Source organism: Tianweitania sediminis (assembly GCF_017813335.1).
In the GTDB taxonomy this organism is placed as follows: domain Bacteria; phylum Pseudomonadota; class Alphaproteobacteria; order Rhizobiales; family Rhizobiaceae; genus Tianweitania; species Tianweitania sediminis.
In genome coordinates, this window is record NZ_JAGIYY010000001.1 from 543453 (window position 1) to 567675 (window position 24223).

Here is a 24223-nt window from a genome sequence, read left to right on the forward strand (position 1 = left end):
TCACGTGAAACCATGAACGATACCACCAGCTTCGATGTGATTGTTGTCGGGGGCGGCCATGCCGGAACAGAGGCCGCCGGCGCAGCCGCGCGCTTGGGCGCTAAAACGGCATTGGTGTCGATGAACCTCGCAGCGGTTGGGGCCATGTCGTGCAATCCCGCTATTGGTGGCCTCGGCAAGGGTCACCTGGTACGGGAAGTCGATGCCTTGGACGGGTTGATGGGCCTTGCGGCCGACCAGTCTGGCATTCAGTTTAGGCTCCTTAACCGTCGCAAGGGTCCAGCCGTTCACGGGCCGCGAACACAGACTGACCGGAAGCTCTACCGGCAGGCAATCAAGGGCTTGCTTGCAGCACAGGCTAACCTTCAGATGGTGGAGGGCGAGGCATCCGATCTCCTACAGGATGAGGGCCGGATTGAAGGGGTCGTGCTTTCCGACGGGCGTGTTCTAACGGCTTCAGCTGTTGTTCTCACCACCGGGACATTCCTTGGCGGGATCATCCATATGGGCGAGGAGCGCTGGCCAGCGGGACGCATGGGTGAAGCGCCATCTCGAGCTTTGGCGAAACGCCTGCGCAGCAGTCTAACGCTGGGACGATTGAAGACGGGTACTCCGCCGCGCCTAGACGGACGCACGATCCGGTGGAGCGAGATCGAACACCAACAGGCCGATTCGGATCCGAAACCGTTTTCGCTTCTAACGTCTCGGATTACTATTCCGCAGATTGCGTGTGGGATCACGCGCACGACGCCTGCCAGTCACGCAATCCTGCGAGACAACTTGCATCGGTCCGCGATGTATTCCGGTTCAATCAGTGGTGTCGGTCCTCGTTATTGTCCCTCAATCGAGGACAAGATCGTGCGCTTCGGGGACCGTGAAGGTCACCAGATCTTCCTTGAGCCAGAGGGGCTGGATGACCACACCGTCTATCCCAACGGCATCAGCACATCGCTTCCGGCAGAGGTACAGACTGCGCTGGTGCGGTCGATTCCCGGGCTCGAAAACACCGAGATCCTTCAGCCGGGTTATGCCATTGAGTACGACTATGTCGATCCACGCCAGCTTGACCGTTCTTTACAGGTGAAATCGTGCCCTGGCTTGTTCCTAGCGGGTCAGATCAATGGCACAACGGGGTACGAAGAAGCCGCTGCGCAAGGCTTGGTTGCCGGCCTCAACGCGGCACGCCTGGCCGGCAAACGCGATGTCGTGACATTTAGCCGAACGGAGTCTTATATCGGCGTCATGATTGATGACCTGGTGACGTACGGCGTATCCGAACCCTATCGGATGTTTACGTCGCGCGCTGAGTTTCGCTTGTCACTGAGGCCGGACAATGCTGACGATCGTTTGACGCCGATGGCGATGGAGCTCGGTCTGTGCGGCTCCGAGCGTGAGACCAAGTTCTCGGTGGTTTCGATAGAACGGGAGGCCGGCCGCGCGCTCCTGAAAAGCTTGTCAGCCTCGCCGAGCGAACTTTCCAAGGCCGGCTTGAACGTCAATCAAGATGGGCGTCGACGCAACGCATTTGAGCTGTTGTCCAGCTCGGAGATTGGGGCTGACGATCTTGCCGCCGTCTGGCCCGAGGTCACTCGGCTGGACAAAAGCACGCTGGACAGTGTGGCAGTGGAAGCGCGCTACTCCGTGTACCTCGAGCGTCAAAGATCCGACGCTGCCGCTATCAAGAAAGAAGAACATCGCTTGATCCCCGCGGGATTACAGTTCGGCAGAATCGCTGGTTTGTCTGCCGAACTCTGCCTGAAACTGGATCGCCATCGTCCCCGAACCTTGGCCGATGCGCAACGGATCGAGGGAATGACTCCGGCCGCGCTAGCGCTTCTTCTTGTTCACGCTCAGCGAGCAGCTGCTTGACGGACCAGGAGAAGCTGGAGGTCTTGCAGCGCGTCACGGGTGGCGTTTCACGTGAAACAGGCAGGAAGCTGCTCGAGCTTGAAGTTCTTTTTCTGCGCTGGGCGCGCACGATGAATCTCGCGTCACCCCAAACGCTCGGTCAAACATGGTCGCGACATATTCTTGATTCCGCCCAGCTGTGGGTCCACCGGCGCGATGCGCAACATTGGCTTGATCTCGGGTCCGGCAGCGGCTTTCCGGGGCTCGTGCTCGCGATCCTAGCACGAGAAGACGGCCACTCTGTCGTTATGGTCGAAGGCAATCAGAAGAAGTCTGCTTATCTTCGCCAGGCGATCCGGGTGCTTCATCTCCCTGCCGAAGTGCAAGCGACACGCGTAGAGTCCCTGCCTTGTAAGATCTGGGAAACGTCTGCCCTCGTGGTCACCGCGCGTGCCTTCGCACCTTTAGGACGCATCTTCGACTGGACCGACGGTTTCGGCGGTGGAGCTGCCCGCGCTCTGTTGCATAAAGGTCGTGGATATCAAAACGAAGTTGCCGAAGCGCGTGACGGCTGGACCTTTGATCTGCTAGAACATCCAAGTTCGACCGATGCTGATGGTGTGGTGCTTGATGTCACGGGCGTGCGGCGAATCGATACTCAGCTCGGCAACTGAAGCGGCGACCCATGCGCATCATCACCCTGGCGAATCAAAAAGGCGGGGTTGGAAAAACCACCACCGCTATCAATCTTGCCACGGCTTTGGCGGCGATCGGCGAGCGAGTTTTGATCGTCGACCTTGATCCGCAAGGCAATGCAAGCACCGGACTTGGCGTTGACCGGCAGGATCGTGTTCTGTCGTCCTATGACGTACTTGCAGACAAGGTCCCGCTGTCCGACGTCGCCGTTCAGACGGTGGTGCCGAACCTCTGGATTGTTCCATCCACGATGGATCTTCTCGGCGTGGAGATGGAAATTGCCTCTTACCCCGATCGAACGCATCGGCTGAAATCTGCGTTGGGTGACGCGCGATCCCTGTTCAGCTATGTCTTAATCGACTGCCCGCCCTCGCTGAATCTTCTCACCATCAACGCCATGGCCGCAGCGGATTCTGTTCTTGTGCCGCTTCAATGCGAATTCTTCGCACTGGAAGGCTTGAGCCAGCTCCTGCGCACGGTCGAGATGGTGCGCCAGACGATCAATCCCGCTCTGGTGATCCAGGGCATTGTGCTCACGATGTATGACGGTCGCAACAATCTCGCAAATCAAGTGGTCGACGATGTTCGTGCTCATATGGGTGACAAGGTCTATCAAACGGTCATTCCCCGTAACGTACGGATTTCCGAGGCCCCGTCACACGGCAAGCCGGCGATTCTTTACGACCTGAAATGCTCCGGCAGTCAGGCATACCTGCAACTCGCGTCCGAAGTCATTCGGCGCGAACGACGTCTCAAGGCTGCATAATGGCTGAAGATGCTGGAAAACGTCGCCTAGGCCGCGGCTTGGCAGCGCTTATTGGCGAAATCGAACGTCCGGCCCAGGAAGAGCGTCCCGTTGCGCGCGCGGAGGGACGCCTTCCCATAGAGCTTGTTGTCGCCAACCCCCGCAACCCGCGCCGCAGCTTCGGCGACAGCGAGCTTGCCGACCTGGCGCAGTCGATACGAGAACACGGCGTTGTTCAGCCTGTGCTCGTGCGGCCAGGTGCAGGCGGGAAATACGAGATTATTGCCGGTGAGCGGCGTTGGCGCGCGGCGCAGCGTGCGGGTCTGATTGATCTTCCGGTGCTGATCCGGGAAGTTGACGACCGCGTGGCACTTGAACTTGCCATCATCGAGAATGTCCAGCGTGCTGATCTCAATCCTCTTGAAGAAGCACTCGGCTACCAGCAGCTTATCGATGACCATTCCTACACTCAGGCGGATTTGGGTAACGTGATCGGCAAAAGCCGCAGCCATGTCGCCAACACGCTCCGGCTTTTGAAGCTCCCTCCAGCTGTTCAGGACATGCTAACAGAAGGAACGCTGTCGGCTGGTCATGCGCGCACCCTTGTCACCGCCAGTGATCCGCTCGCACTTGCGCGTCGAATCGTCGATGAGGGTCTTTCCGTGCGGCAGGCCGAAGCGCTGGCGCAAAGCCCCGAGCCGGCGAAATCGCCAGACCGCGCTGGGGAACGCATCAAGGATCCGGATACGGCAGCTTTGGAAAAGCTCCTGAGCGACGTCATGGGGCTCAATGTTGCGATCCAGCATAAGGCGAAGGGGGGCGAACTGCGCATCTCCTATCGCTCTCTTGAACAGCTGGACGATCTTTGTCGCCGTTTGAAAGGTTGACGGAGGCTAGGCTGCCCGGCCGCTCGCGGACAAGGCAAGCAAGCTGCGCTCGATGATAACGTCGGCGAGATCCGCATGTTTGCGGCTCTCCAGCACAGCCGCGCTCAGCCGATAGACGACGGCATCCCACTGGGCGCTGGTCAAACGCCCCAGCGCGCGCTCGGCGGCGGTCTTCCGCTCGAAGTAGAGGGGCGGGCGAGCACTGGCCACCACCACGGAGGCACTGCGGTTGTTGAGCTCCATCTCTCCCGACAACGCATGCAAGCCGTGAACCTGGCGCAGCGCGGAAAGGAGCAGGGTCGTTGGACTGCCGCCGCCGCTTCGAAACTGACCGTAAGCCTGCTGGAAGGCCGCAGGATCTCCACGAAGCGCCGCGTTGATGGCGTCATCGGCGGTGGTAGCCGACACGTCCCCGATCAGCCGATCGACGTCAACGACCGCAACTTCGTTGCTCCCGTGACAGAACAAAGCCAGCTTCTCGATCTCGCCGCGGCTCGCCATCCGGTCGCCACCGAGATGCGCCTTCAATCGGTTGCGTGCGGCGAGACCGATCTGCAATCCAGCCCGTCCAAGGATGTCCTCGATCAACGCGTCAAGTGCACGCGCATCATCGCTGTAGCAGGGCAGCGCCATGCCCGCCGAAGCTGCTTCCACAATTCCGCGGAGCCCTGCGCCTTTTTTCAGATCGCCCGCTTCGATGAGGATCGCTATGTCCCGAAGTTCCCCTGCAATCAAGGTTTTGATCGCGTCAGCCAGCTGACGACCGCCCGATGCATTGCGCACCCAGATGAGGCGCGACTGTGTAAACATGGAAACCGTCTGCACTTCTTCGTAGAGCCGCTCGGGGTGGGTTTCGACCTCCGCCGCATCGAGCCGAACGACTGAAAAGGGATCAGCCAGATCGAGCCCCGCTCCCGCAGCGAAACGGGCGGCCCGCTCCGCCACGAGCCCTCGATCGGGGCCGTAGAAGAGGATCACGCGCGCGGCGCGATCCGGCCGGGCGATCCAGCCATCCACCTCATGATTTTTCCGCTGCGCCATTCTGTTTAACTACTTTCGTTTTTCATTCTTGCGTTTCGTGCGCGGCCACCGCATGCCTCCATCACAACAGCTCTTGCGCAACCTATTAGCTGCGCATTAACGTTAGCGGTTCCTAAGCTATAGGCCCGCCGATGCGACTGCCTCTTCTTGGCTTGCTCTTTATGACCATCGGCAGTCTTGAAGCAGCCGCTGAAAGTCGGCCTCCGGCGATCACGTGGGAGTGGTTCAATGCTGCCACCATCCACTTGAAGAACCAGGGAGCCGGGAACCGCAGCCAGACCCTTGCAGCCCATTACTACCGTCTCGCGGCCGAGCGTGGCAACGCAGCTGCAGCCTACAAGCTCGGAGAAATGTGGGAAGAAGGGCGCGGTCTTCAGCAAGATTATGGCCAAGCCCTGAGATGGTACCGGCTGGCTGCCGAACAAGGTGATCGATACGCGCTCTTCAAGCTCGGATTGTTTTCTCAGAAGGGGTGGGGCGGTGGCAAGGATGCGAAGAAAGCGGCCCGCTTCTACCTCGCGGCGGCACAGGCGGGTAACCTTTGGGGGCTTCACATGCTCGCCTTCATGCTGGCAGATGGCGATGGTCTCGACCCGGACGGTGGGCGCGCCATCTTGTATTTCGAGCAATCGCTGCCGTTTACCGGCGACCATTGGGCCAAGTGGAAGCTCGCTGTCTTGTTGGGGGATCGCGATCCTGGGCGAGCAGACCGGCTGATGCAAGAGGCTGCGGCCGCAGGCAACCCTGAGGCTCTGAAAGCCAAAGCCGCGCAGCCCCGCAACTGACGGGGGAACGATGCCTGCTGCACCTCGTTGATGCACAGGGTGACTGGAACGCCGCATGACTCCATTTCGTTCAGCTGCGCTTGTCTAGATAATCGTGGGGATTAGTGATGTCCGAGCAGTCTGCGTTCGAACTGGAAGGACGCCTCAACGGCCTGCGAGAAGCGTTGGCCATGATTGCGGCTGTTCTTGCACGGGACGAAAGCAACGGCTTGCGACTGGCGCTTGAGGAGCGCATTGCGCTTCTCAACCACCAGGAAGATCCAGGCGCAGTTCCTCATGCAAGTTTTGCCGTCGAGGCCGCCGCGACGCGCGAGATCGAGCTTTTGATTTCCGATATGCGCAGCCTGATGGCGAGCGACAACGAGAAAGCCTGATCAGGCGCGGCGGCGCGGGCGGTTTACTTGTCGTTCTTTTTCTGAGGCTGCTTTGCAGCGCCCCCGGCGTCAGGCTCGTCCTGCCAATGGCTGATCCCGTCCCCGTGCAGCGACAGGTCAACCGATTGGATCGTCGTCAAGTTTTCCTGGCCGGTGACATCAGGGCTGGAGGCGCTCGAAGCGCCTTCCTGCCTGCTTCCTGATCGGCTGTCGTCCTGCGATGCTTTGCGCTTGTCTTCCATGAGAAGCTCCTGTGCTTTCTGCCAGTCTCAGGTATCGCCGTCGTTCGGCCTTGCCTTATCGCCCTTTTTGTTTGTGTCAGAATCCTTGGCGTCCTTGGTTTGCCCGTAATAGGTGCCGCCAAGATGGCCGCCAGCCGTGGTGTTTTCCACCTGCTTTTCCACGTCGGATTTGTGCTTGGTCATTCGCTTTCTCCGTATTGTGTCGAGTGAACAACGATCGAAGGCCAGGGCTGTTCCTGGCGCAGCTTGCGGAGAAGGGGCTGAACTGAAGTTGAAGAAGACAAGGAGATCGGCCAGGGGCCTTGGCAAAGCCCGAAAGCAAAACGGCCGCCCGAAGGCGGCCGATTTGAGTGCTTGTTTCCCGGAGGAAAACTGGAGCGGGTGAAGCGATTCGAACGCTCGACCCCAACCTTGGCAAGGTTGTGCTCTACCCCTGAGCTACACCCGCTCGAGCGGCAACGCCGCAAGCCGCGCCTGTATGGCCGAAAGTTTTTGCGATTGCAACAGGGAAATGACGTGCAGCCTGCTTGCAGGTTCTGCTGGATTGTTCGACTGCAGGAGAGTTGATTGTGTGCAAGCCTGGGGCAGCGGAGTTGGCGATGGGGTTCGATCGCGAAGGGCTGGAGACTTTCCTTGCGGAACAGGGGATCGCGGTGCAGACCGTGGATCATCCGGCGCTCCATACGGTGGCCGAGTCGCGCGACTTGCGCGGAGAGATCGGCGGTGCCCATACCAAGAACCTGTTCTTGAAGGACAAGAAAGGACGCTACTTCCTTTTGACCGTCGATGAAGCCGCAGAGGTCGACCTGAAGTCGATCCATCACCTGATCGGGGCTTCGGGAAAGGTCTCGTTTGGCAAGCCGGATGCGTTGCACGAACTGCTCGGCGTTCTGCCAGGAGCCGTGACCGTTTTCGGCGCCATCAACGACCGAGATCACTTGGTGACCGTTGTGATCGACAGCGGCCTTATGCAGAACGACATCATCAACGCACATCCGTTGGTCAACACGGCCACCACATCGATCAAGAGAGACGATCTGCTGCGCTTCCTCGAGGCCGTGGACCACACGCCGCTTGTCTTGAAAATAGCCGCCTGATCACCACTTCGTGGCGACACCGCCATCATACCCAGAGGCCTTCATGAGCAATCCGTCATCGAACCCCTATGCTTCCGGTGGTCAGGGCTACCAGACCAATGTCACGGTGAATAACGGCGCTTCGGCGGGCGACCTCATCAAGGACGCGACAACGGCCACCTTCGCCACGGATGTGATCCAAGCGTCGCGTGCCCAGCCGGTGCTGGTAGATTTCTGGGCGCCCTGGTGCGGGCCGTGTAAGCAGCTCACACCTGTTCTCGAAAAGGTCGTGACGGCTGCGCGGGGCGCGGTGAAGCTGGTGAAGATGAACATCGACGAGCATCCGTCGATTGCCGGCCAGCTCGGCATCCAGTCCATCCCGGCCGTAATCGCTTTCAAGAACGGGCAGCCGGTGGATGGCTTCATGGGGGCGGTTCCAGAAAGCCAGATCCAGGCCTTCATCGATCGCCTGACGGGTGGGGCAGGGGGTGGCCTTTCGGCCGAGCTCTTGCCGCAAGCCGAGGAAGCTGCGCAGCGTGGCGACGCAGCGCTTGCCGCCGAGCTTTACAACGCGGTGCTGGATGAGGATGCCAGCAACGTGGATGCCTTGGCCGGGCTCGCCAACCTCCTGTTCGATGCGGGCCAAGCGGATGACGCCAAGGCTCTGCTCGAGCAGGTGCCGGAAGACAAGAGCGGACATGCCGGCGTGTCGGCGCTTCGTGCCAAGTTCACCCTTGCCGACCAGATTGCTGAACTTGGCGACGAACGCGAGCTGCAGCGGCGGCTCCAAGCCGATGCCGCCGATCACGCCGCGCGCTTCGACCTCGCCTTGATCGCCAACGCGCGCGGCAACCGCGAGGAAGCGACGGATCAACTGCTTGCGATCATGAAGGCAGATCGCGAATGGCGCGAAGACGGCGCGCGCTTGCAGCTTCTGAAGTTCTTTGAGGCCTGGGGCATGACGGATCCCGCCACGCTGTCGGGCCGGCGGAAGCTGTCGTCACTGCTGTTTCGCTAAGGAGCGGCGCCCTGCCACAGCCCGGCGGCACTTGAGAAACAATCAAGGCGCACCAAATCACCGCGAAGCAGTGAGGAGGTAGAGGTGCAGGCGGGCAATGCCCATTATCGCACGGCAGATGATCTTCCAGCCGTGGTTCCTCTTTTCCCCCTGTCAGCGGCCCTGCTGCTGCCAGGCGGGCGCATGCCGCTCAACATCTTCGAGCCGCGTTACATCACGATGACGGACAAGGCGCTCGGGGGCGACCGGCTGATCGGCATGATCCAGCCAAGGCTGGACGGTGCGATCAGCAGCAGCGGAGAACCGGAACTCTGCGCCGTGGGATGCCTCGGGCGTTTGGTGTCTTTTACCGAGACCGGCGATGGCCGCTACCTTGTCAGCCTGCAGGGAATTTGCCGGTTCCGGCTGGTGGAAGAAGCGGATGGCCGCACCCCCTTCCGGCAGGGGCGAATCGCACCATTTGTGAGTGATCTCGACGAAGAAAGCGGAAGCGGCGACGTGGATCGCCCGGCCTTGCTGAAGACCTTCAAGGCTTATCTCGAAGCCAATGAGCTCGAAGCCGACTGGGAAGGCGTCAGCCGCGCGGAAAATGCCACGCTGGTGAACGCCCTGTCGATGATGTCGCCTTATGGAGCGGCTGAAAAGCAGGCGCTGCTTGAAGCGCCGGATTTGCGGACGCGTGCGGAAACCTTGATCGCCATCACGGAAATGGCCTTGGCGCGCAGCCGCGACAGTTATGGTTCGGGCCTGCAATGAGGGGTGACAACCCGCTTCAACGTCTTCCAGCGGAGCGCGTGGCTGCCTTGGACGTGAAGATGCTGGAGCTTCTTGCGTGTCCCGTCACAAAGGGTCACCTGCGGTATGATGCCGAACAGCAGGAACTGGTTTCACCCGGTGCCCGTCTCGCCTACCCCGTGCGCGACGGCATTCCGATCCTGCTTCCTTCCGAAGCCCGTCAGCTCGAGATCGAGTAGGCGCGCTTACTGGAAGTTGCGGCCGGGCGGCATCACCTTGGCCGAGGCCTTGGCGAGCTCTTCATAATCGCTGAGAAGGTCGGGCATGTCGCGCAGCATGTTGGAAACGCGGCGCGACGGCGCGCGGCTGCTTGGCCGCTCAAGCACCGGCCGCCTTGCCTCGTCCACATGCGAAAGGCCATGGATCGTTGGGCCAAGCTCCGACAAAGCGGCCAAACGCGGCGTCAGGTCCTCGATGCGCTGGGCGACAACATGGATCACCTCGTTCTGCTTTTGCAGCTTGCCGCTGACACGCACCAGCCGCGCGCCGATCACGATGGGGCGGAATTTTTCAAAGGTCTTGTTCCAAACAACCACATTCCCGAGGCCGGTTTCATCCTCGATTGACATGAAGATCACTCCCTTTGCCGAACCGGGGCGCTGGCGCACCAGAACAAGCCCGGCCACGGACACAAAGCGGTTGTTGGGAAGCGTGTTGAGATCGGCACAGGTGATGGTTCTTTCCCGGGCAAGCGGACCGCGCAAAAAGCTCACAGGATGCGCCTTGAGGGACAAAGTTAGCGTGCGGTAGTCATGGATCACATGCTCGCCCAGCGGCATCGACGGCAGCCGCGTTTCCGGTTCGAGGTCCCGCAGGGCAGTTCCTGGCTGGGTGAAAAGCGGCAGGCTTTCAGCGGCCGAATGAGGATCGAGCGCCCGGGCGGCCCAAAGCGCTTCACGCCGGTCGAGCCCTAGGGACCGGAATGCATCCGCTTCGGCCAGCCGCACGATGGTGGACGGGGAAAGACCGCTGCGCAGCCAAAGGTCGCGCACGGAATCAAAGCCATTCCCGCGCGTGGCAACCAGGCGCTCCAGTTCCTTCGACTTCAGGCATTTGATCTGGCGAAATCCCAGCCGCACCGCGTAACGGCTCTTGATGACATCCTGCATGGACATGTGTCGGGCCGCCATGCGATCCGGTACGAAGGACGCGTCTTCCAGCGTGCAATCCCAATTGGAATGGTTGATGTCGACGGCGCGAATGTCGATCCCATGCTCGCGGGCATCGCGGACAAGCTGTGCCGGCGCATAGAAGCCCATCGGCTGGGCATTCAGGATCGCGGCGCAAAACACGTCCGGGTAAAAGGTCTTGAACCAGCAGGATGCATAAACCAGCAGTGCAAAGGACGCGGCGTGGCTTTCGGGAAAGCCATATTCGCCGAACCCTTCGATCTGCCGGAAACAACGCTCCGCAAAATCACGCGGATAACCATTGCCGACCATTCCCTCGATCATTTCCCGTTCCAGGGTCGAGATGGTGCCGACGCGGCGGAAGGTCGCCATGGCACGCCGCAGCTTGTCGGCCTTGTCTGGGCTGAAGCCACCGGCTTCGATGGCAATCCGCATGGCTTGTTCCTGAAACAACGGAACGCCCAGCGTTTTGCCGAGGATCGCTTTCAGCTGCGGCTTTATGTATTCCACCGGTTCCTTGCCTTCGCGGCGGCGCAGGTAAGGATGCACCATATCGCCCTGGATGGGGCCGGGCCGCACGATCGCCACCTCGATCACCAGGTCGTAGAATTCCCTGGGTTTTAGCCGGGGCAGCATGGACATCTGCGCCCGGCTTTCGATCTGGAACACGCCCAGCGTATCAGCGCGGCAAATCATGTCGTAAACATCTTCCACGCCTTCGGGGATGGTTGCGAGCGTGGTGGCCTTTTCGTCGGGGTAGTGTCGGGCGGACAGTTCGAAGCAGCGCCGCAAGCAGGACAGCATGCCCAGCGCCAGAATATCGACCTTGAACAAGCCGACCGAGTCCAGGTCGTCCTTGTCCCATTCAATCATCTTGCGCTCGGGCATGGCCGTTTTCATTACCGGGACGATCTCGTCGAGGCGGTCGCGCGTGATCACGAAGCCGCCGACATGCTGGCTGAGATGGCGGGGAAAGCCCAGGATTGCATTGGCGCAGGTGAAGAACCGGCGAGTCAAAGGATCGTTCATGTCGAGACCGGCCGCGCCGGCTTCGCGCGGGCCGAGATCATTTTCCGACCAGCGCCAGCTGGTTGAAGACAGGGCAACGATCGTGTCTTCCGACAGGCCGAGCGCTTTTCCCACTTCGCGCAAGGCGGAGCGCGACCGGTAGGAAGTCACGGCCGCGGCAAGGGCGGTGTGCCGTTGGCTGTATTTGTCGTAGATATAGGCAATAACTTCGTCACGTTTTTCATGCTCGAAGTCGACGTCGATGTCCGGTGGTTCGCCTCGTTCCTTGGAAATGAAGCGTTCAAACAGCGTGTCCATCCGGTCCGGACCGATGTCGGTGATCGCCAGGCAGTAGCAGATCAGCGAATTGGCGGCCGAACCGCGGCCCTGACACAGGATCTTCTTTGACCGTGCATGGGTGACGATGTCGTAGACGGTCAGGAAGTAGCCGGCATAGCCAAGCTCCCCCACGAGATCGAGTTCCTTGCGCAGCGTTTGCCTGACCTTATCGCTGACGCCTTCAGGGAAACGTCGGGCGGCCCCTTCCCAGGTCAGCCGCTCGAGTTCCTCTTGCGCCGTGGCGCCATCGCGCGTCGGCTCGTTGGGATAATTATGTTCCAGCATCTTCAAGGAAAATCCGAGCGTGCCGGCGAAGCGAAGCGTTTCGGCCAAAGCTTGCGGATGACGGCGGAACAAACGCGCCATTTCATCCACCGGCTTCATGTGCCGCTCGGCATTGGCGGCTCGCGCAAAGCCGATGTCTCGCACCGTGGTTTTCAAACGGATCGCGGTCACCACATCCTGCAGGGCGCCAAGTTCCGGGCGGTGGTAAAGAACGTCATTGGTGGCCATCAGCGGCAAGCCGGTGCGCTGCGCCAGAAAGGCCATCTCGTCGAGGCGAAGCCGGTGATCGCTCGTGTAGTCCGGGGCAACTGCAAGCCATACCGAGCCGTTGAAGCGGCGCTTCAGCTCGTGGAGAAAAGCGGCGAGGTCTTCGGACACAGGGGTGTTGCCGAGCAAAACAGCCAGCGAAATCTGGTTTCCCCATTCAAGAAGATCCTGCTTGTAAACCTGCGGCGCGCCCTTGGGGCTTTCGTCGCGCAGGTTGGCCTGGCTCAAAAGCCGGCACAAATGTCCCCAACCCCGCCGATCCTGCGGGTATGCCAGCACATCGGGCGTGCCGTCGCAAAACACCAGGCGACTGCCGGGATGGAAGGCGATGCCCGCGGTTCGGGCCATGCTCCATGCCCGCACCACGCCCGCCACCGTGTTGCGGTCGGCAAGGCCGATGGCCCGGTAGCCGAGTTTCACCGCCTGTTGCACCAACTGCTCGCCGGACGAGGTGCCGTGCAGAAAGGAGAAGTTCGATTGCACCCCGAACTCGGCATAAGGAGCAGCGGCCGCGCCAGCCGTGGTCATGCAAAGATCCCATGCACATACCAGCGCGGCTGAAGCGGGGGCGGCGCGTCGCCCTCCAACGGCGCTGCTTCATCTTCCTTTTGGAGGTCAAACAAGGAGCGTTCGCCGCCGTAAAGGCCTTCCCGGAACAGCCAATAGCGATGGCCATCGCGATCTTCGACGCGGAAATAGTCCCGGGTGCGCGCTTGCGGGTCATGCCACCATTCAGGCGCCAGGCGTTCAGGGCCTTCTGCACGGGTGATGCGATGATGCATGCGCCGCCAGCGGAAATGCGCGGGCGGACCTTCCGGCACCTCGGCCGTGACATCTACGGGTTCGGGCCGGCGCAGCAGCCTCACCGGTCGGGAAAAGGCATCCAGGCTCGGCGGCCCGACCTCGGTTGGATCCATTGTCGCTTCAGCCACGCCAGGCACGTGAACCACCGCGCGTTCCGGAATGTGGCTTGCCTTTAAAACGGGGTGCACCACGACCTGGTGCCCCAGCCGCGCTTCCACCCGGTCAACCAGCAAGGCCACCGTTGTGGCTTCATCGCCCGGTTCGGCGATCAGGTCGGACTGGATTTCCGCATAAGGCTGCGCAAACAGAACTGACAAGCGCACCAGGTCGAAGCCATAGCCCGGATCCAGCGTTTCGCCGACGGTTGCCAGCTTTTCGCGGTAAAGAAGCTGCATCAAGCGCGGATCGCGCAAGGGTCTTGCCGACCGCACGCGCAAGCGAAACACCTCGCCATCCACGCGAAACAAGGCCAGTTCGAGTGCCGTTGCGCCTTCGCCGCGCTGCGCCAGGGCCGGCTGCAGCGTGTTGGACAAGGTGCCTACCAGCTGTTCGATTTCTTCCGTTCCGCCGATCGGCTCAAAGAAGCGGCGCTCCACCGACAGAGCGGGCACCGGCTGGCGGGGGGTGATCGCTTCTTCAACCGCGCCCACTGCCTGGTCCAGACGCTGGAGGAGCCGCGGCCCGAAGCGGCGGGCGAGCGGCGCACGCGGCGCTGCCAGAACGGCGCCAACCCGCCGCAATCCGACACTTTCAAGCCCCTGGCGAACAGGCGGCGGCAAGCGCAAGGCTGCGAGCGGGAAAGGTGCCAAGGCATCGGCTTCGTCGCCAGCCGAAACAATGGCGCCCGAATGAAAACGGGCCAGCGCATAAGCGGCGCCCGGCGTGGAAGCCAAACCCGCCCGCACGTTGAAACCCTGGTCGGCAAGGCGGCGAAGCGCATCATCCATCAGGGCCGCTTCACCGCCAAACAGATGGGCGCAGCCGGTGATGTCGAGATAAAGCCCGTCCGGCCGGTCCACCGCCACCAGCGGGGTATATCGGTCGCACCAGTCGGCGAGGGCTTCCAGCAAGCGACGGTCTGCATCGGGATCTTCTTCCGTCACCTCGAGATCGGGATGCATGGCACGGGCTTCCGCAATTCCCATGCCGAGCCTGATGTTGCGCTGTTCCGCGGTGCCATCCAAGGCCGCGATGCGCTGCGCATTGTCTTCGCGGCGGCTAACCACCAGCGGCGCGGCGCCAGTTCGCTGGATGGTCCATGACTTGCCCAAACGGCGGCGCCAGATCCGATCCGTTGGCAGGTGGGGAAACCACAGGGCCAGGAACCGTTGACTGCTTGGGAAAAGTTCGGGCTTGGAGGCGGCGTTCATGAGGGTTCCATTCCAACGTAAAGGTACCCGGACGGGCAGCCCGGCTCTTGTCCACGGTGAGCAGGAGCCCAGGTGGTCCGAGCGAGCCCTGCAAAGGGCCGGTCAGAGTTTGCCGCAGTGTGGCCGGTGCCGGTTCCACGCGCAGGCGAACGGGCGCAGCCGTTGGCGTGGGCTCTGCCGACTGGCGCAAAAGGAAAACCGGCCGGCCAGCAGCCCTTGCGCGGCGATGCAGCCGGCGCGTTGCCGTCAGGTCCAGCATGCGCGGATTGCCGCGTAGTTCCAGGATCACACCCGCCAGATCCGGCAGGCGGGCCGCTTCCTCGCCGATCCACAAAGCGTCGGAAAGCTTTGGCGCTTCCGCAAACAGGAGCTGCGTGGGGCTGATGCCATAGGCGCGGTGAAGACCGGCGGCGTAAGGAAATCCGGCTTCCGAAAACACTTCCGCCGTACCCAGCCACAACAAGGGCAGGCGCTTGTCGGGGGTCTGGGATAAAAGCGCGACGCCCAGGGCCAGCGCAAAGCCCGCCGCAACTCCGGAGGCACGCGCTGTTTGGGCATGGATCTCGGTTAGGGCTGCCAGCGGCAAGCCGCCGCCCAAGAGCGTGTCTAACGGTTCAACACCAACCGGCAGGAGGTCGCCATCGGGCAAGCCTCGTCCGTCGCGGCGAACCAGAACGGCCGTGTCGTCCAGCGCGTCCGGCGTTTTGGCGCCCCCGCCGGTTAACCGTTCCGGTGGAACGCCTTCGATCCTGGCAATTTCCCGACGCAAGGCGCAAAGCGTTTCTTGCGCGGCGGCATGCATCGCCATCGCGGCCGGCTCCGATCAGTTCGTTCTCTTTATGTTCTAATAGATTCCAAAGGGCCCCCGGAGAGTCAAGCGCAGCTCAAGAGAATTTATTCCTGACGCGGAGTGGAACCGGATGTGCCGCAGCGGAATAGGCCTCGTAAGGCGGAAAACGAAGGTCTATATGCCGCTGCAAAAGGATACCGAATGGCCCGTCTCTACCAAACCCGTCAGTGGCATGACCAACTCTCCCCTTCCATCGAGGAGTTCGAAATGCTGGCGCTGGAAACCTATGCTCACCTCCCGCAGGAGTTCCGGACGCTGACGGGCGAGATCATCATCCAGATCGCCGAGTTTCCCACAGAGGAGATCATGGACGACCTGGCGCTGGAAACACCGTTCGATCTCCTGGGCCTTTTTGAAGGCCGCGGCATTGCCGAGCGCTGGACGCCGCAAACTGGAGAATCGCCGAACAAGATCACCTTGTACCGTCGCGCCATTCTCGACTACTGGTCAGAAAACGAGGAAACGCTGGGCGACATCGTGAGCCATGTGCTGATCCACGAGATCGGCCACCATTTCGGCCTGTCGGACGACGACATGGAGCGGATCGAGGAAGCGGCGGAATAACCTACTGTTCGCCAAGCTTCATGTCGGGATGGTAGTCCTTGCCGGCAACTTCCTTTACGACCGCCTGGCCGCACCGCATGATGCCGCTCGCAGCATCGAAAGCATAGGTCGGAGATCCCGCCAGTTCCCAGCCCGCATTCAAGGCAGCCGTGACCTTGTGGCAGAAGCTCGAATCATCCGGGCCGCTCAGGAAGCGATACAATTTCATGGCTGTTCGTTCCCTTCCTTGTCTCCCGCCAGAAGGCGCTCGGCCTGGGCAAGGTGAAGCCGTTCCACCATGCGCCCGTTGATCTGAATAACACCCTTGCCGGGTTGATCCGCAAAAGCATCCACAATGGCCTGGGCCTCCGCGAGCTCTTTGGGGTTGGGCGCGAAGATGGCATTGGTAGACGCGATCTGGGCCGGGTGGATCAGCGTCTTGCCGTCGAACCCCATGTTGCGCGCTTCCCGGCATTCGGCGGCGAACGCGTCGAGATCGCGAAAATCGTTGCTGACGCCGTCAAGAACGGCAAGGCTTCCGGCGCGCGCGGCCATCACCATCTGGCTTAACGCAGGAACAAGGTAGCGCCGATCCGGGGTCATGCGGATGCCTGTGTCCTTGGCCAGATCATTTGTTCCGGCTACGAAACAACCGAGACGAGCGGCGCGGTCGCGGCCGAGTGCTGCAATGGCGCCGATGTTCAGCATGGCCTTTGGCGTTTCGATCATGGCCCAGACGCCGATTCGCTTGGATGCATCGATCTCGTCCAAAGCGTCATCGGCCGCCAGAATGTCACGTGGCGTGTCGACCTTCGGCAAAAGCACGGCATCGGGGCGGCAGGCTTTCACCGCTTCCAGGTCGCTGGAGCCCCATTCGCTGTTCAGCGCGTTGATGCGGATCACCAGTAGTGCCGGCTGGTCCGGTTTGGCTGCAAAAAACGCGCACAGGCGTTCGCGGGCAGCGGCCTTTTCTTCCGGAGCCACCGCATCCTCCAGGTCGAGGATCACGGCATCGGCGGCAAGCGTGCCGATCTTTGCCAAGGCCTTCGGGTTGGAGGCCGGCACATACAGCACAGAGCGCAGCGGAGCAGCAGGGTCCCTTGTCATTCCCTGTCATTGCCACCGGGGATCCCGGAAGTCACGCAGGTTTGCATGGTCACTGTCGCTCCAGTTGCTAGATTGGGGAACACCAGGCTCAGCCAGCCTCATGCAAGGGAAGCTCCTATGCCCTTTTCTCGACCGCTTACCGCTCTTTTTGCCACCGCCTCACTCGTATTGGCGACACTGCCGGCGCATGCCGAAACACGCTCCGCCATCTTTGCTGGCGGCTGCTTCTGGTGTGTGGAGTCCGATTTTGACAAGGTGCCGGGGGTGCTGTCCACCACCTCTGGCTATACGGGCGGCGATCTCCAGAACCCCACCTATGAAAACCACCACGGGCACAAGGAAGCCGTGCAGATCGAGTATGATGATACAAAGGTCGATTACGCGACCTTGCTCGACGTGTTCTGGCATTCCGTGGATCCCACCGACGGCGGCGGGCAGTTCTGCGATCGCGGTGACGCTTATGAAACCGCGATCTTCACCGGCAGCCCGGAAGAAAAGAAACTGGCGGAAAGCACCAAGGCTTCCGCCGCTGAGGCCTTGAAGCAGCCGATCGTCACGCCGATCGTGGCAGCGGGAACATTCTGGCCGGCGGAAGACTACCACCAGGATTATTACACCAAGAACTCGCTGCGTTATAAGTATTACCGATATGCTTGCGGGCGCGACCAAAGGCTGGAAGAGCTTTGGGGTGCCGACGCCCACAAGGGCATTCCAAGCCACTGACGAGGCTAAGCCAAGGACGCAAAAACGCCGGCGCGCACGTGGCGCACCGGCTTCGCGTGATCAGGCGAGCTTGGCGTCCAGGCTGACTTTGATGGCGCCAAGCGCCTTGGACACCGGGCAGCCTTCCTTCGCCTTGGTTGCGAGTTCCTGGAACTTGGCATCATCAATGCCCGGAACCGTGCCGGTGAGTGCGATGGCGCTTTCGGTGATCTCGAAGCCGCCACCTGCAGCAGGGCCGTAATGCACGGTTGCCACCGCATCGAGCTTTTCCGCGGGGGTGCCGTTTTCGGCCAGGAAATGCGACAGCTGCATGGCAAAGCAGCCGGCATGGGCGGCAGCGATTAGCTCTTCCGGATTGGTGCCGGATTTGCCGCTTTCATCCTGGAACCGGCCCTTGAACGAATAAGGCGTGCCGGCAAAGGCACCGCTTTGGGTTTCGAGCGTTCCGGTTCCTTCGGTGAGAGAACCCTTCCAAACGGCGTTGGCTGTGCGCTTCATGCTTTCGAACTCCTGCGGCTGATGGTTTCGCGTCCGGCTGCGCCGGCGCATGCTGCTTCAAGATAGGGTGTGGGGCCGACGGGTTCCACGACCTATTGGCAGACGTCCACCCAACTTGCGCCGGTAAGCGACATCAGGCGCTCGGGGGACAGCCGCACGGCCGCATTTGTCGCGCCCGCGGCGGGAACCACCTCTTCAAACGGCTGGAGACTTGTGTCGCAGAATATGGGCAAGGGATGAGGCAGGCCGAATGGGCAAACGCCGCCCACCGGATGGCTCGTGAGCTCAACCACCTGCTCAGCGTCCAGCATGCGCGCCTTGCCACCAAAGCGGTCGCGGAACTTGCGATTGTCCAGGCGCGCCGTTCCACTCGCAACGATCAGCAGGTTTGTGTGGCCAACCCGAACCGCCAGCGTTTTGGCAATCTGCTCGGGCGCGACGCCATGCGCCGTTGCCGCCAGGGCGACTGTTGCCGAACTGTCTTGCGTCACCACCACTTCGATATCGGGGGCGTGCTCGGCAAAGAAGGTGCGAACAGTGTCCAAGCTCATCAGATTGGCTGGCCCTGCAAGAGCTTCGGCGCCGGGCCGGCAAAGCCGGATGCCTGGTCGATAAAGAAGCTTTTCAGGCGAGGCAGGCGGTCCACGATTCCAAGCCCGAATCCGCGCAGCGCCCGCACGGGAGCGATGTCGTTGGAAAACAGCCGGTTCAGTAGGTCGGTGGTGACGCCCATCTGCACCGTGTCGAAGCGGCGCCAACGCTGGTAAGCTTCCAGCACGTCGAGCGCGCCGATGTCTCGGCCAAGGCGATCTGCTTCCACCACCACCTGCGCTAACGCCGCGGCGTCCTTAAAGCCAAGGTTAAGGCCCTGGCCGGCAATGGGATGGATGCCGTGCGCTGCGTCACCCACCAGAGCAAAGCGCGGCTTCACGAAATCGCGTGCGAGCGTCAGGCCAAGCGGCCAGGCACGGCGCGGACCTTCCACGCGGATCTCGCCAAGCTTCAAGCCGAAGCGGCGCTCAAGTTCCAGTTCGAAGATCAGATCATCTTCCGCAACGAGGCGCTCGGCGTCTTCCGTGCGCTCTGTCCAAACGATGGAGGAGCGATCGCCGGTCAGCGGCAGTGTTGCAAAGGGGCCGGCGGGGAGGAAATGTTCTTCCGCGCGTCCGTTGTGCGGCCGCTCATGCTTGACGGTGCAAACGATGCCGGACTGGCCATACTCCCATTTCACCACCTTGATGCCGGCGAGGTCGCGCAGCTTGGAGCGAACGCCGTCCGCAGCAATGAGGAGCCGCGTTGTCCGGGTTTGGCCGTCGCTCAGCGCGACATTGATCGTGGCGCCATTCTGCTCAAAGCCGCTGACGCCGGTCCCTTCCTTGAGCTCGATGCCGAGCGTTTCCGCCTTTCGCCGAAGCGCCCCGTTGAGATCCACATTGGCCACCATGTGGGCAAAGGGTTCGCCATCCGTTGTCGTGCCGTCGAAGGTCAGGAAGACGGGTCGCACCGGATCGGCCGTGCGCGAGTCGGTGACGATCATGTCGTTGATCGCCTGGGCGCCAGAGGCGAGTTCGTCCCAAACCCCGAGCGCGGTGAGCATGCGCCGCCCCGCGGCGGCGATGGCGGAAGCGCGGCCGTCCTTTTCCCAGCTATCGGCCGGTGCTGCATCCACCAGCATGATCTGCAGGCTGGGTCGGGCGTGCTTCATTGCAACGGCCGTTGCCAAACCGACGTAACCAGCGCCCGCAATAACGACGTCAAGTTGCGCAGCTTCGGCGGAAGATGGGTTTTCGAAGGCCATTCGGCTTCTCCCTTGATTGGCGGGCTGGCTTGACTTGCCATGGGACCTGTTCGTAACCGAGGCACAGCCGAACAGCCAGAGGTGTCGCATGTCGAAGGTCATGCAGGATTTGCTTGATATTCTCGATCTTGAGACGCTGGAACTCAACCTGTTCCGAGGTCGCAGCCCGCAATCTGCATGGCAACGGGTGTTTGGCGGCCAGGTGATCGGCCAGGCTCTGGTTGCCGCGCAGCGCACGGTAGACGTGGATCGGCACGCGCATTCCCTGCATGGCTATTTCATGCGGCCGGGCGACCCGAAAGTGCCCATCATCTATGAAGTGGACCGCATCCGTGACGGCCGCTCCTTCACCACCCGTCGCGTCGTGGCGATCCAGCATGGGCACGCGATCTTTTCTCTGGAAGCCTCGTTCCAGGTGGATGAGCCCGGCCTCAACCATCAGTTTCCGATGCCGCTCGATGTCGCGCCCCCCGAAACCCTGGAGTCGATGATCGACCTGGTGCAACGCTATGGCCAGCGCTTGCCCGAAAATGTGCGCCGCTTCTGGGCGCGCGAACGGCCGCTCGACATCCGCCCCGTGGGCATCGCGCATTACACCACCCGCGATCCGCTGCCCCCCTTCAACAATGTCTGGATCAAGGTCAACAACGCCACCGAGATCCCCCGTGCGCAGCAGTTTGCCATGCTGGCCTATGTGTCGGACATGACCCTGCTCGACACCACTACCTTCCCGCACGGGCGCTGGGGCTTTGATCCTGACATCCAGATGGCGAGCCTGGATCACGCGATGTGGTTTCACCGTCCTCCGGCCACGATGGACCAGTGGTTCCTTTATACCCAAGACACCCCCTCAACGATGGGCGCGCGCGGCTTCACCAGGGGACAGATCTTTTCGCGCGACGGGGTCCTGATTGCTTCCGTTGCACAGGAAGGCTTGATCCGGCTGCATGAAGTGCCGGCATCTGCCTAGATCGTAACCTGCAGCCTAAAAGTTAGGCATATGGCAGATGCGCGGTTCGCCTCACCAGGCATGCCGCAGCCGATCCACGCTTATTTTTCAGAATTCCTCTCCTGAAAGCCGAACTGGCACGGAGCTTGATTCCTCGTGAGCACTTGCCGCCGAACAGGGGGCAGAGGGACATGACGGGCATGAGCCCGCCAAGCGCAGGGGTGAACGATCGAATGAAAATCGTGATGGCAATCATCAAGCCGTTCAAGCTGGACGAGGTTCGCGAGGCGCTGACCGCCGTCGGGATCCAGGGCCTGACGGTCACAGAGGTCAAAGGCTACGGCCGCCAGAAGGGGCATACGGAGATTTACCGCGGCGCAGAATACGCCGTGAGCTTCCTGCCGAAGATTAAGATCGAGGTGGCGGTCGGTGCCGATCTCGTGGATCGCGCGGTGGAAGCCATCACGGGAGCCGCCAAGACCGGGCAGATCGGGGACGGCAAAATCTTCGTGTACTCGATTGACCAGGCAGTGCGGATCCGCACCGGCGAAACCGACACCGACGCGCTTTGAGCCGCGGCCCGCACTTCAAGGAGATTTCCATGACGCTTTCGAACCGCCTCCTTTCGGCTGCGCGCACCGGCATGACCGCCGCGCTTGCCCTCGGCGCCTTCGGCACCCTGGCTGCCTTCGCCCAGGAAACTGCACCCGCGGCAGTCGATGCCGCTGCTGCAGCCGCTCCTGCAACCACCATCGACAAGGGCGACACGACCTGGATGATGCTGTGCACCATCCTCGTTCTTTTCATGCTGCTGCCCGGCTTGGCCCTTTTTTACGGCGGCCTGGTGCGCACCAAAAACATGCTTTCGGTTCTTATGCAGTGCACCGTGATCTTCGCCCTCGTGTGTGTGATCTGGGTTCTTTACGGCTATTCCTTCGCGTTCGGCGGCTCCACCAGCCCTTACTGGGGCGGGTTGGGCAAGCTGTTCCTGTCAGGCGTGACGCCTGACTCGGAAGCGGCAACCTTTTCCGAAGGCGTGATGATCCCCGAATACGTGTTCATCTGCTTCCAGATGACGTTCGCGTGCATCACGCCGGCGCTGATCATCGGTGCCTTTGCCGAACGGATCAAATTTTCCGCCGTTCTGCTTTTCACCGTTCTTTGGGTCACGCTGGTTTATTTCCCGATCGCCCATATGGTCTGGGACGCCAATGGCCTGATCTTCGGCTGGGGCGCACTGGACTTCGCTGGCGGCACAGTTGTGCACATCAACGCCGGCATCGCTGCTCTCGTTGGCAGCCTCATGATCGGCAAGCGCACGGGCTACGGTCGTGACAACATGGCGCCGCACTCGATGACCCTCACCATGGTGGGTGCGTCGATCCTGTTTGTTGGCTGGTTCGGCTTCAATGCCGGTTCCAACCTCGAGGCGAACGGCGGCACAACGCTGGCGATGATCAACACCTTCACCGCGGCTGCCGGTGCCATTCTTGCCTGGTCGGTCGTGGAAGGATTGACCCGCGGCAAGGCATCCATGCTGGGCGCAGCGTCGGGCCTGATCGCGGGCTTGGTTGCCGTCACTCCGGCTGCGGGCCTAGTGGGCCCCGTGGGCGCCATCGTGCTCGGCGCGATCGCTTCGGTGGTCTGCTACTACTTTGTGGCCGTCGTGAAGGTGAAGAGCGGCTATGACGACTCACTTGACGTGTTCGGGATCCATGGCGTGGGCGGCATCATCGGCGCGATCGGAACCGGCATCTTTGCTTCGCCATCGCTAGGCGGCATCGGCTATGCGGATGGTGTCACCATGGGTGGTCAGGTCTGGACGCAGATCCTCGCGGTGCTGGTGACCATCCTCTGGTGCGGGATCGTGTCGGCTATTCTTTACAAGCTTGTGGATGTGATTGTGGGCTTGCGGCCGACGCTTGAAGCAGAGCAGCAGGGCCTCGACCTCACGTCGCATGGCGAAGTGGCCTATCATTCCTGATCGCAGCCATTGAGCGATCCGCTGACGGCCCGGCAACGCCGGGCCGTTTTGCTGTTGCAGCTCCTTCGCAGGAAAGGCTTGGCAGTCTAACCCCGGCTATTGTAAGCAGATGAAAATTCAGATTTTTTGTCGATGAGATCCCGTGGCCAATCCTTTGGTTCTTTTTTTGTCGCGGCGTGATGATCTCAGCGACGATGAGATTGCCGCCATCAACGCCCTGACGTCCAACACGCAGGACTTCGAGGCAGGCACGTCGATTATCCGGCAGGGCGAACGGCCGCAATCCAGCCTCCTGGTCACCGAAGGCCTCGCCATCCGTTCGCATTATCTTGCCGATGGCAAGCGCATGATCAGTGCCCTTCATGTGCCGGGCGACTATGTCGACCTGCATTCGCTGCTTCTTGACCAGATCGACCACGACGTCGTTGCCCTGACGGCCTGCCGTGTGGCGCTGACGCCGCATGGGGAGCTGCGGCGCATCACGGAGCGCCTTCCGCACCTCACGCGTCTGCTTTGGCTTTCCACGGTGATCGACGCGGCAATGCACCGTGCCTGGATTGTTGCGCTCGGGCGCATGTCGCCGCTGAATCACATGGCGCACTTCCTTTGTGAGATGTATTCCAGGCTGGAAGTGGTTGGGCTCACGGAAGGGTATACGTTCAAGCTGCCGATCACCCAGATTGACCTCGCGGATATGCTGGGACTGTCCGTGGTTCACGTAAATCGAACCCTGCAGGAACTGCGCGCCACCGGCTCCATTTCATGGCTCGGCTCCACCGTCAGCATCAAAGACTGGGACGCATTGCGGGCCCTTGGACAGTTCGATCCCGCTTATCTGAACCTGCAGAAGCGGCCTCGCTGAGCTCCGCGCCATCTTCATCCCGTTGCGTCACCAACCTGGACTGCCGACCTGCCGCGCAAGCCGTGCATGGTTAACGCCGCTTTAAACGTCTTCTCGATAGGGTGCGGTCGAACCGTCAGGAGCTAACGGCCTGACGCTCGTCATGATCGAGGAACGGCGGATGCGCACAGGGCTATCGGCACCCTATTCAGAAATGAAT

At 61.4% G+C, this 24223-nt stretch carries 27 protein-coding genes and 1 tRNA gene; 16 read left to right on the forward strand and 12 right to left on the reverse strand.

Annotated features, from left to right (window positions below; translation table 11 throughout):
* The first annotated feature begins 12 nt into the window (after positions 1 to 12).
* From mnmG to J5Y06_RS02545, 4 genes are read left to right on the forward strand one after another with little or no spacing between them, the layout of a single operon-like run.
* Complete coding sequence (gene mnmG, locus J5Y06_RS02530; RefSeq protein WP_209333529.1) at positions 13 to 1869, forward strand: tRNA uridine-5-carboxymethylaminomethyl(34) synthesis enzyme MnmG; 1857 nt, start codon at positions 13 to 15, stop codon at positions 1867 to 1869.
* Entirely contained in the window at positions 1866 to 2522 is a 657-nt protein-coding gene (rsmG, locus tag J5Y06_RS02535) for a 16S rRNA (guanine(527)-N(7))-methyltransferase RsmG (RefSeq protein WP_245247527.1), read from the forward strand. Before mnmG ends, rsmG begins: the two co-directional genes overlap by 4 nt.
* An 11-nt stretch (positions 2523 to 2533) precedes the next feature.
* Positions 2534 to 3310, forward strand: coding sequence for a ParA family protein (locus J5Y06_RS02540; RefSeq protein WP_209333530.1), 777 nt, complete (start codon positions 2534 to 2536; stop codon positions 3308 to 3310).
* A complete protein-coding gene (locus tag J5Y06_RS02545; protein WP_209333531.1) occupies positions 3310 to 4176 on the forward strand; it encodes a ParB/RepB/Spo0J family partition protein in 867 nt (288 codons plus the stop codon). The genes J5Y06_RS02540 and J5Y06_RS02545 overlap by 1 nt, the downstream gene beginning before the upstream one ends.
* Before the next feature lie 6 nt (positions 4177 to 4182).
* On the opposite strand, the gene holA is transcribed toward J5Y06_RS02545, so the two are convergent.
* A complete protein-coding gene (gene holA, locus J5Y06_RS02550; protein ID WP_209333532.1) occupies positions 4183 to 5217 on the reverse strand; it encodes a DNA polymerase III subunit delta in 1035 nt (344 codons plus the stop codon).
* A gap of 161 nt (positions 5218 to 5378) precedes the next feature.
* Here holA and J5Y06_RS02555 point away from each other — a divergent pair, with 161 nt between their 5' ends.
* Together J5Y06_RS02555 and J5Y06_RS02560 are read left to right on the forward strand one after the other, a co-directional pair.
* Complete coding sequence (locus J5Y06_RS02555; RefSeq protein ID WP_209333533.1) at positions 5379 to 6002, forward strand: tetratricopeptide repeat protein; 624 nt, start codon at positions 5379 to 5381, stop codon at positions 6000 to 6002.
* Positions 6003 to 6109: 107 nt separating this feature from the next.
* Positions 6110 to 6376 carry a hypothetical protein gene (locus tag J5Y06_RS02560; protein ID WP_209333534.1) on the forward strand — a complete coding sequence of 89 codons (267 nt, stop codon included), beginning with the start codon at positions 6110 to 6112 and terminating at the stop codon, positions 6374 to 6376.
* Between the two features lie 23 nt (positions 6377 to 6399).
* Here J5Y06_RS02560 and J5Y06_RS02565 read toward each other — a convergent pair whose 3' ends face one another.
* The 3 genes from J5Y06_RS02565 to J5Y06_RS02575 form a co-directional block, all read right to left on the reverse strand.
* The gene (locus tag J5Y06_RS02565; RefSeq protein WP_209333535.1) at positions 6400 to 6618 is read right to left on the reverse strand and encodes a hypothetical protein; all 219 of its coding nucleotides are present in this window, start codon (positions 6616 to 6618) and stop codon (positions 6400 to 6402) included.
* 27 nt (positions 6619 to 6645) lie between these two features.
* On the reverse strand, positions 6646 to 6801 hold the full coding sequence (locus J5Y06_RS02570; protein ID WP_209333536.1) for a hypothetical protein: 156 nt from the start codon (positions 6799 to 6801) through the stop codon (positions 6646 to 6648).
* 190 nt (positions 6802 to 6991) lie between these two features.
* Positions 6992 to 7066: transfer RNA gene (locus J5Y06_RS02575), tRNA-Gly, on the reverse strand.
* Between the two features lie 151 nt (positions 7067 to 7217).
* Between J5Y06_RS02575 and J5Y06_RS02580 the strand changes: the two genes are divergently transcribed.
* The 4 genes from J5Y06_RS02580 (at position 7218) to J5Y06_RS02595 (ending at position 9686) form a co-directional block, all read left to right on the forward strand.
* Positions 7218 to 7715 carry a prolyl-tRNA synthetase associated domain-containing protein gene (locus J5Y06_RS02580; protein WP_209333537.1) on the forward strand — a complete coding sequence of 166 codons (498 nt, stop codon included), beginning with the start codon at positions 7218 to 7220 and terminating at the stop codon, positions 7713 to 7715.
* 43 nt (positions 7716 to 7758) lie between these two features.
* Positions 7759 to 8712 carry a thioredoxin gene (trxA, locus tag J5Y06_RS02585; RefSeq protein WP_209333538.1) on the forward strand — a complete coding sequence of 318 codons (954 nt, stop codon included), beginning with the start codon at positions 7759 to 7761 and terminating at the stop codon, positions 8710 to 8712.
* A gap of 84 nt (positions 8713 to 8796) precedes the next feature.
* Complete coding sequence (locus J5Y06_RS02590) at positions 8797 to 9468, forward strand: LON peptidase substrate-binding domain-containing protein (RefSeq protein WP_209333539.1); 672 nt, start codon at positions 8797 to 8799, stop codon at positions 9466 to 9468.
* Positions 9465 to 9686: a Trm112 family protein gene (locus J5Y06_RS02595; protein WP_209333540.1), complete on the forward strand. Its 222-nt coding sequence runs from the start codon at positions 9465 to 9467 to the stop codon at positions 9684 to 9686. The genes J5Y06_RS02590 and J5Y06_RS02595 overlap by 4 nt, the downstream gene beginning before the upstream one ends.
* A gap of 6 nt (positions 9687 to 9692) precedes the next feature.
* On the opposite strand, the gene J5Y06_RS02600 is transcribed toward J5Y06_RS02595, so the two are convergent.
* From J5Y06_RS02600 to J5Y06_RS22980, 3 genes are read right to left on the reverse strand one after another with little or no spacing between them, the layout of a single operon-like run.
* Positions 9693 to 13064 carry an error-prone DNA polymerase gene (locus tag J5Y06_RS02600; protein ID WP_209333541.1) on the reverse strand — a complete coding sequence of 1124 codons (3372 nt, stop codon included), beginning with the start codon at positions 13062 to 13064 and terminating at the stop codon, positions 9693 to 9695.
* On the reverse strand, positions 13061 to 14566 hold the full coding sequence (locus J5Y06_RS02605; protein WP_342453377.1) for a Y-family DNA polymerase: 1506 nt from the start codon (positions 14564 to 14566) through the stop codon (positions 13061 to 13063). The genes J5Y06_RS02600 and J5Y06_RS02605 overlap by 4 nt, the downstream gene beginning before the upstream one ends.
* Entirely contained in the window at positions 14559 to 15518 is a 960-nt protein-coding gene (locus J5Y06_RS22980; protein ID WP_245247529.1) for an ImuA family protein, read from the reverse strand. Before J5Y06_RS22980 ends, J5Y06_RS02605 begins: the two co-directional genes overlap by 8 nt.
* 183 nt (positions 15519 to 15701) lie before the next feature.
* On the opposite strand from J5Y06_RS22980, the gene J5Y06_RS02610 reads away from it, so the two are divergent.
* Positions 15702 to 16124 (forward strand): metallopeptidase family protein, encoded by a 423-nt coding sequence (locus tag J5Y06_RS02610; RefSeq protein WP_209333543.1) that lies wholly within the window; start codon positions 15702 to 15704, stop codon positions 16122 to 16124.
* A 1-nt stretch (position 16125) separates the two neighbouring features.
* On the opposite strand, the gene J5Y06_RS02615 is transcribed toward J5Y06_RS02610, so the two are convergent.
* Together J5Y06_RS02615 and J5Y06_RS02620 are read right to left on the reverse strand one after the other, a co-directional pair.
* On the reverse strand, positions 16126 to 16332 hold the full coding sequence (locus tag J5Y06_RS02615) for a DUF1737 domain-containing protein (RefSeq protein WP_209333544.1): 207 nt from the start codon (positions 16330 to 16332) through the stop codon (positions 16126 to 16128).
* Positions 16329 to 17210, reverse strand: a complete 882-nt coding sequence (locus tag J5Y06_RS02620; RefSeq protein ID WP_209333545.1) for an HpcH/HpaI aldolase/citrate lyase family protein — start codon at positions 17208 to 17210, stop codon at positions 16329 to 16331. Before J5Y06_RS02620 ends, J5Y06_RS02615 begins: the two co-directional genes overlap by 4 nt.
* A 117-nt stretch (positions 17211 to 17327) precedes the next feature.
* On the opposite strand from J5Y06_RS02620, the gene msrA reads away from it, so the two are divergent.
* The gene (gene msrA, locus J5Y06_RS02625) at positions 17328 to 17933 is read left to right on the forward strand and encodes a peptide-methionine (S)-S-oxide reductase MsrA (protein WP_209333546.1); all 606 of its coding nucleotides are present in this window, start codon (positions 17328 to 17330) and stop codon (positions 17931 to 17933) included.
* A 60-nt stretch (positions 17934 to 17993) separates the two neighbouring features.
* Here msrA and J5Y06_RS02630 read toward each other — a convergent pair whose 3' ends face one another.
* The 3 genes from J5Y06_RS02630 to J5Y06_RS02640 form a co-directional block, all read right to left on the reverse strand.
* On the reverse strand, positions 17994 to 18431 hold the full coding sequence (locus J5Y06_RS02630; RefSeq protein WP_209333547.1) for an OsmC family protein: 438 nt from the start codon (positions 18429 to 18431) through the stop codon (positions 17994 to 17996).
* 92 nt (positions 18432 to 18523) lie between these two features.
* Positions 18524 to 18982 carry a YbaK/EbsC family protein gene (locus tag J5Y06_RS02635; RefSeq protein WP_209333548.1) on the reverse strand — a complete coding sequence of 153 codons (459 nt, stop codon included), beginning with the start codon at positions 18980 to 18982 and terminating at the stop codon, positions 18524 to 18526.
* The gene (locus J5Y06_RS02640; protein ID WP_209333549.1) at positions 18982 to 20229 is read right to left on the reverse strand and encodes a ubiquinone biosynthesis hydroxylase; all 1248 of its coding nucleotides are present in this window, start codon (positions 20227 to 20229) and stop codon (positions 18982 to 18984) included. The genes J5Y06_RS02635 and J5Y06_RS02640 overlap by 1 nt, the downstream gene beginning before the upstream one ends.
* Before the next feature lie 88 nt (positions 20230 to 20317).
* On the opposite strand from J5Y06_RS02640, the gene J5Y06_RS02645 reads away from it, so the two are divergent.
* The 4 genes from J5Y06_RS02645 to J5Y06_RS02660 all read left to right on the forward strand — a co-directional run bounded on the left by J5Y06_RS02645 (position 20318) and on the right by J5Y06_RS02660 (position 24024).
* A complete protein-coding gene (locus J5Y06_RS02645) occupies positions 20318 to 21199 on the forward strand; it encodes an acyl-CoA thioesterase (protein WP_209333550.1) in 882 nt (293 codons plus the stop codon).
* 212 nt (positions 21200 to 21411) lie between these two features.
* Complete coding sequence (locus J5Y06_RS02650; protein WP_209333551.1) at positions 21412 to 21750, forward strand: P-II family nitrogen regulator; 339 nt, start codon at positions 21412 to 21414, stop codon at positions 21748 to 21750.
* 29 nt (positions 21751 to 21779) lie between these two features.
* Positions 21780 to 23162 (forward strand): ammonium transporter, encoded by a 1383-nt coding sequence (locus J5Y06_RS02655; RefSeq protein WP_209333552.1) that lies wholly within the window; start codon positions 21780 to 21782, stop codon positions 23160 to 23162.
* Positions 23163 to 23304: 142 nt separating this feature from the next.
* Positions 23305 to 24024, forward strand: a complete 720-nt coding sequence (locus tag J5Y06_RS02660) for a Crp/Fnr family transcriptional regulator (protein ID WP_209333553.1) — start codon at positions 23305 to 23307, stop codon at positions 24022 to 24024.
* The last annotated feature ends 199 nt before the right edge of the window (positions 24025 to 24223 follow it).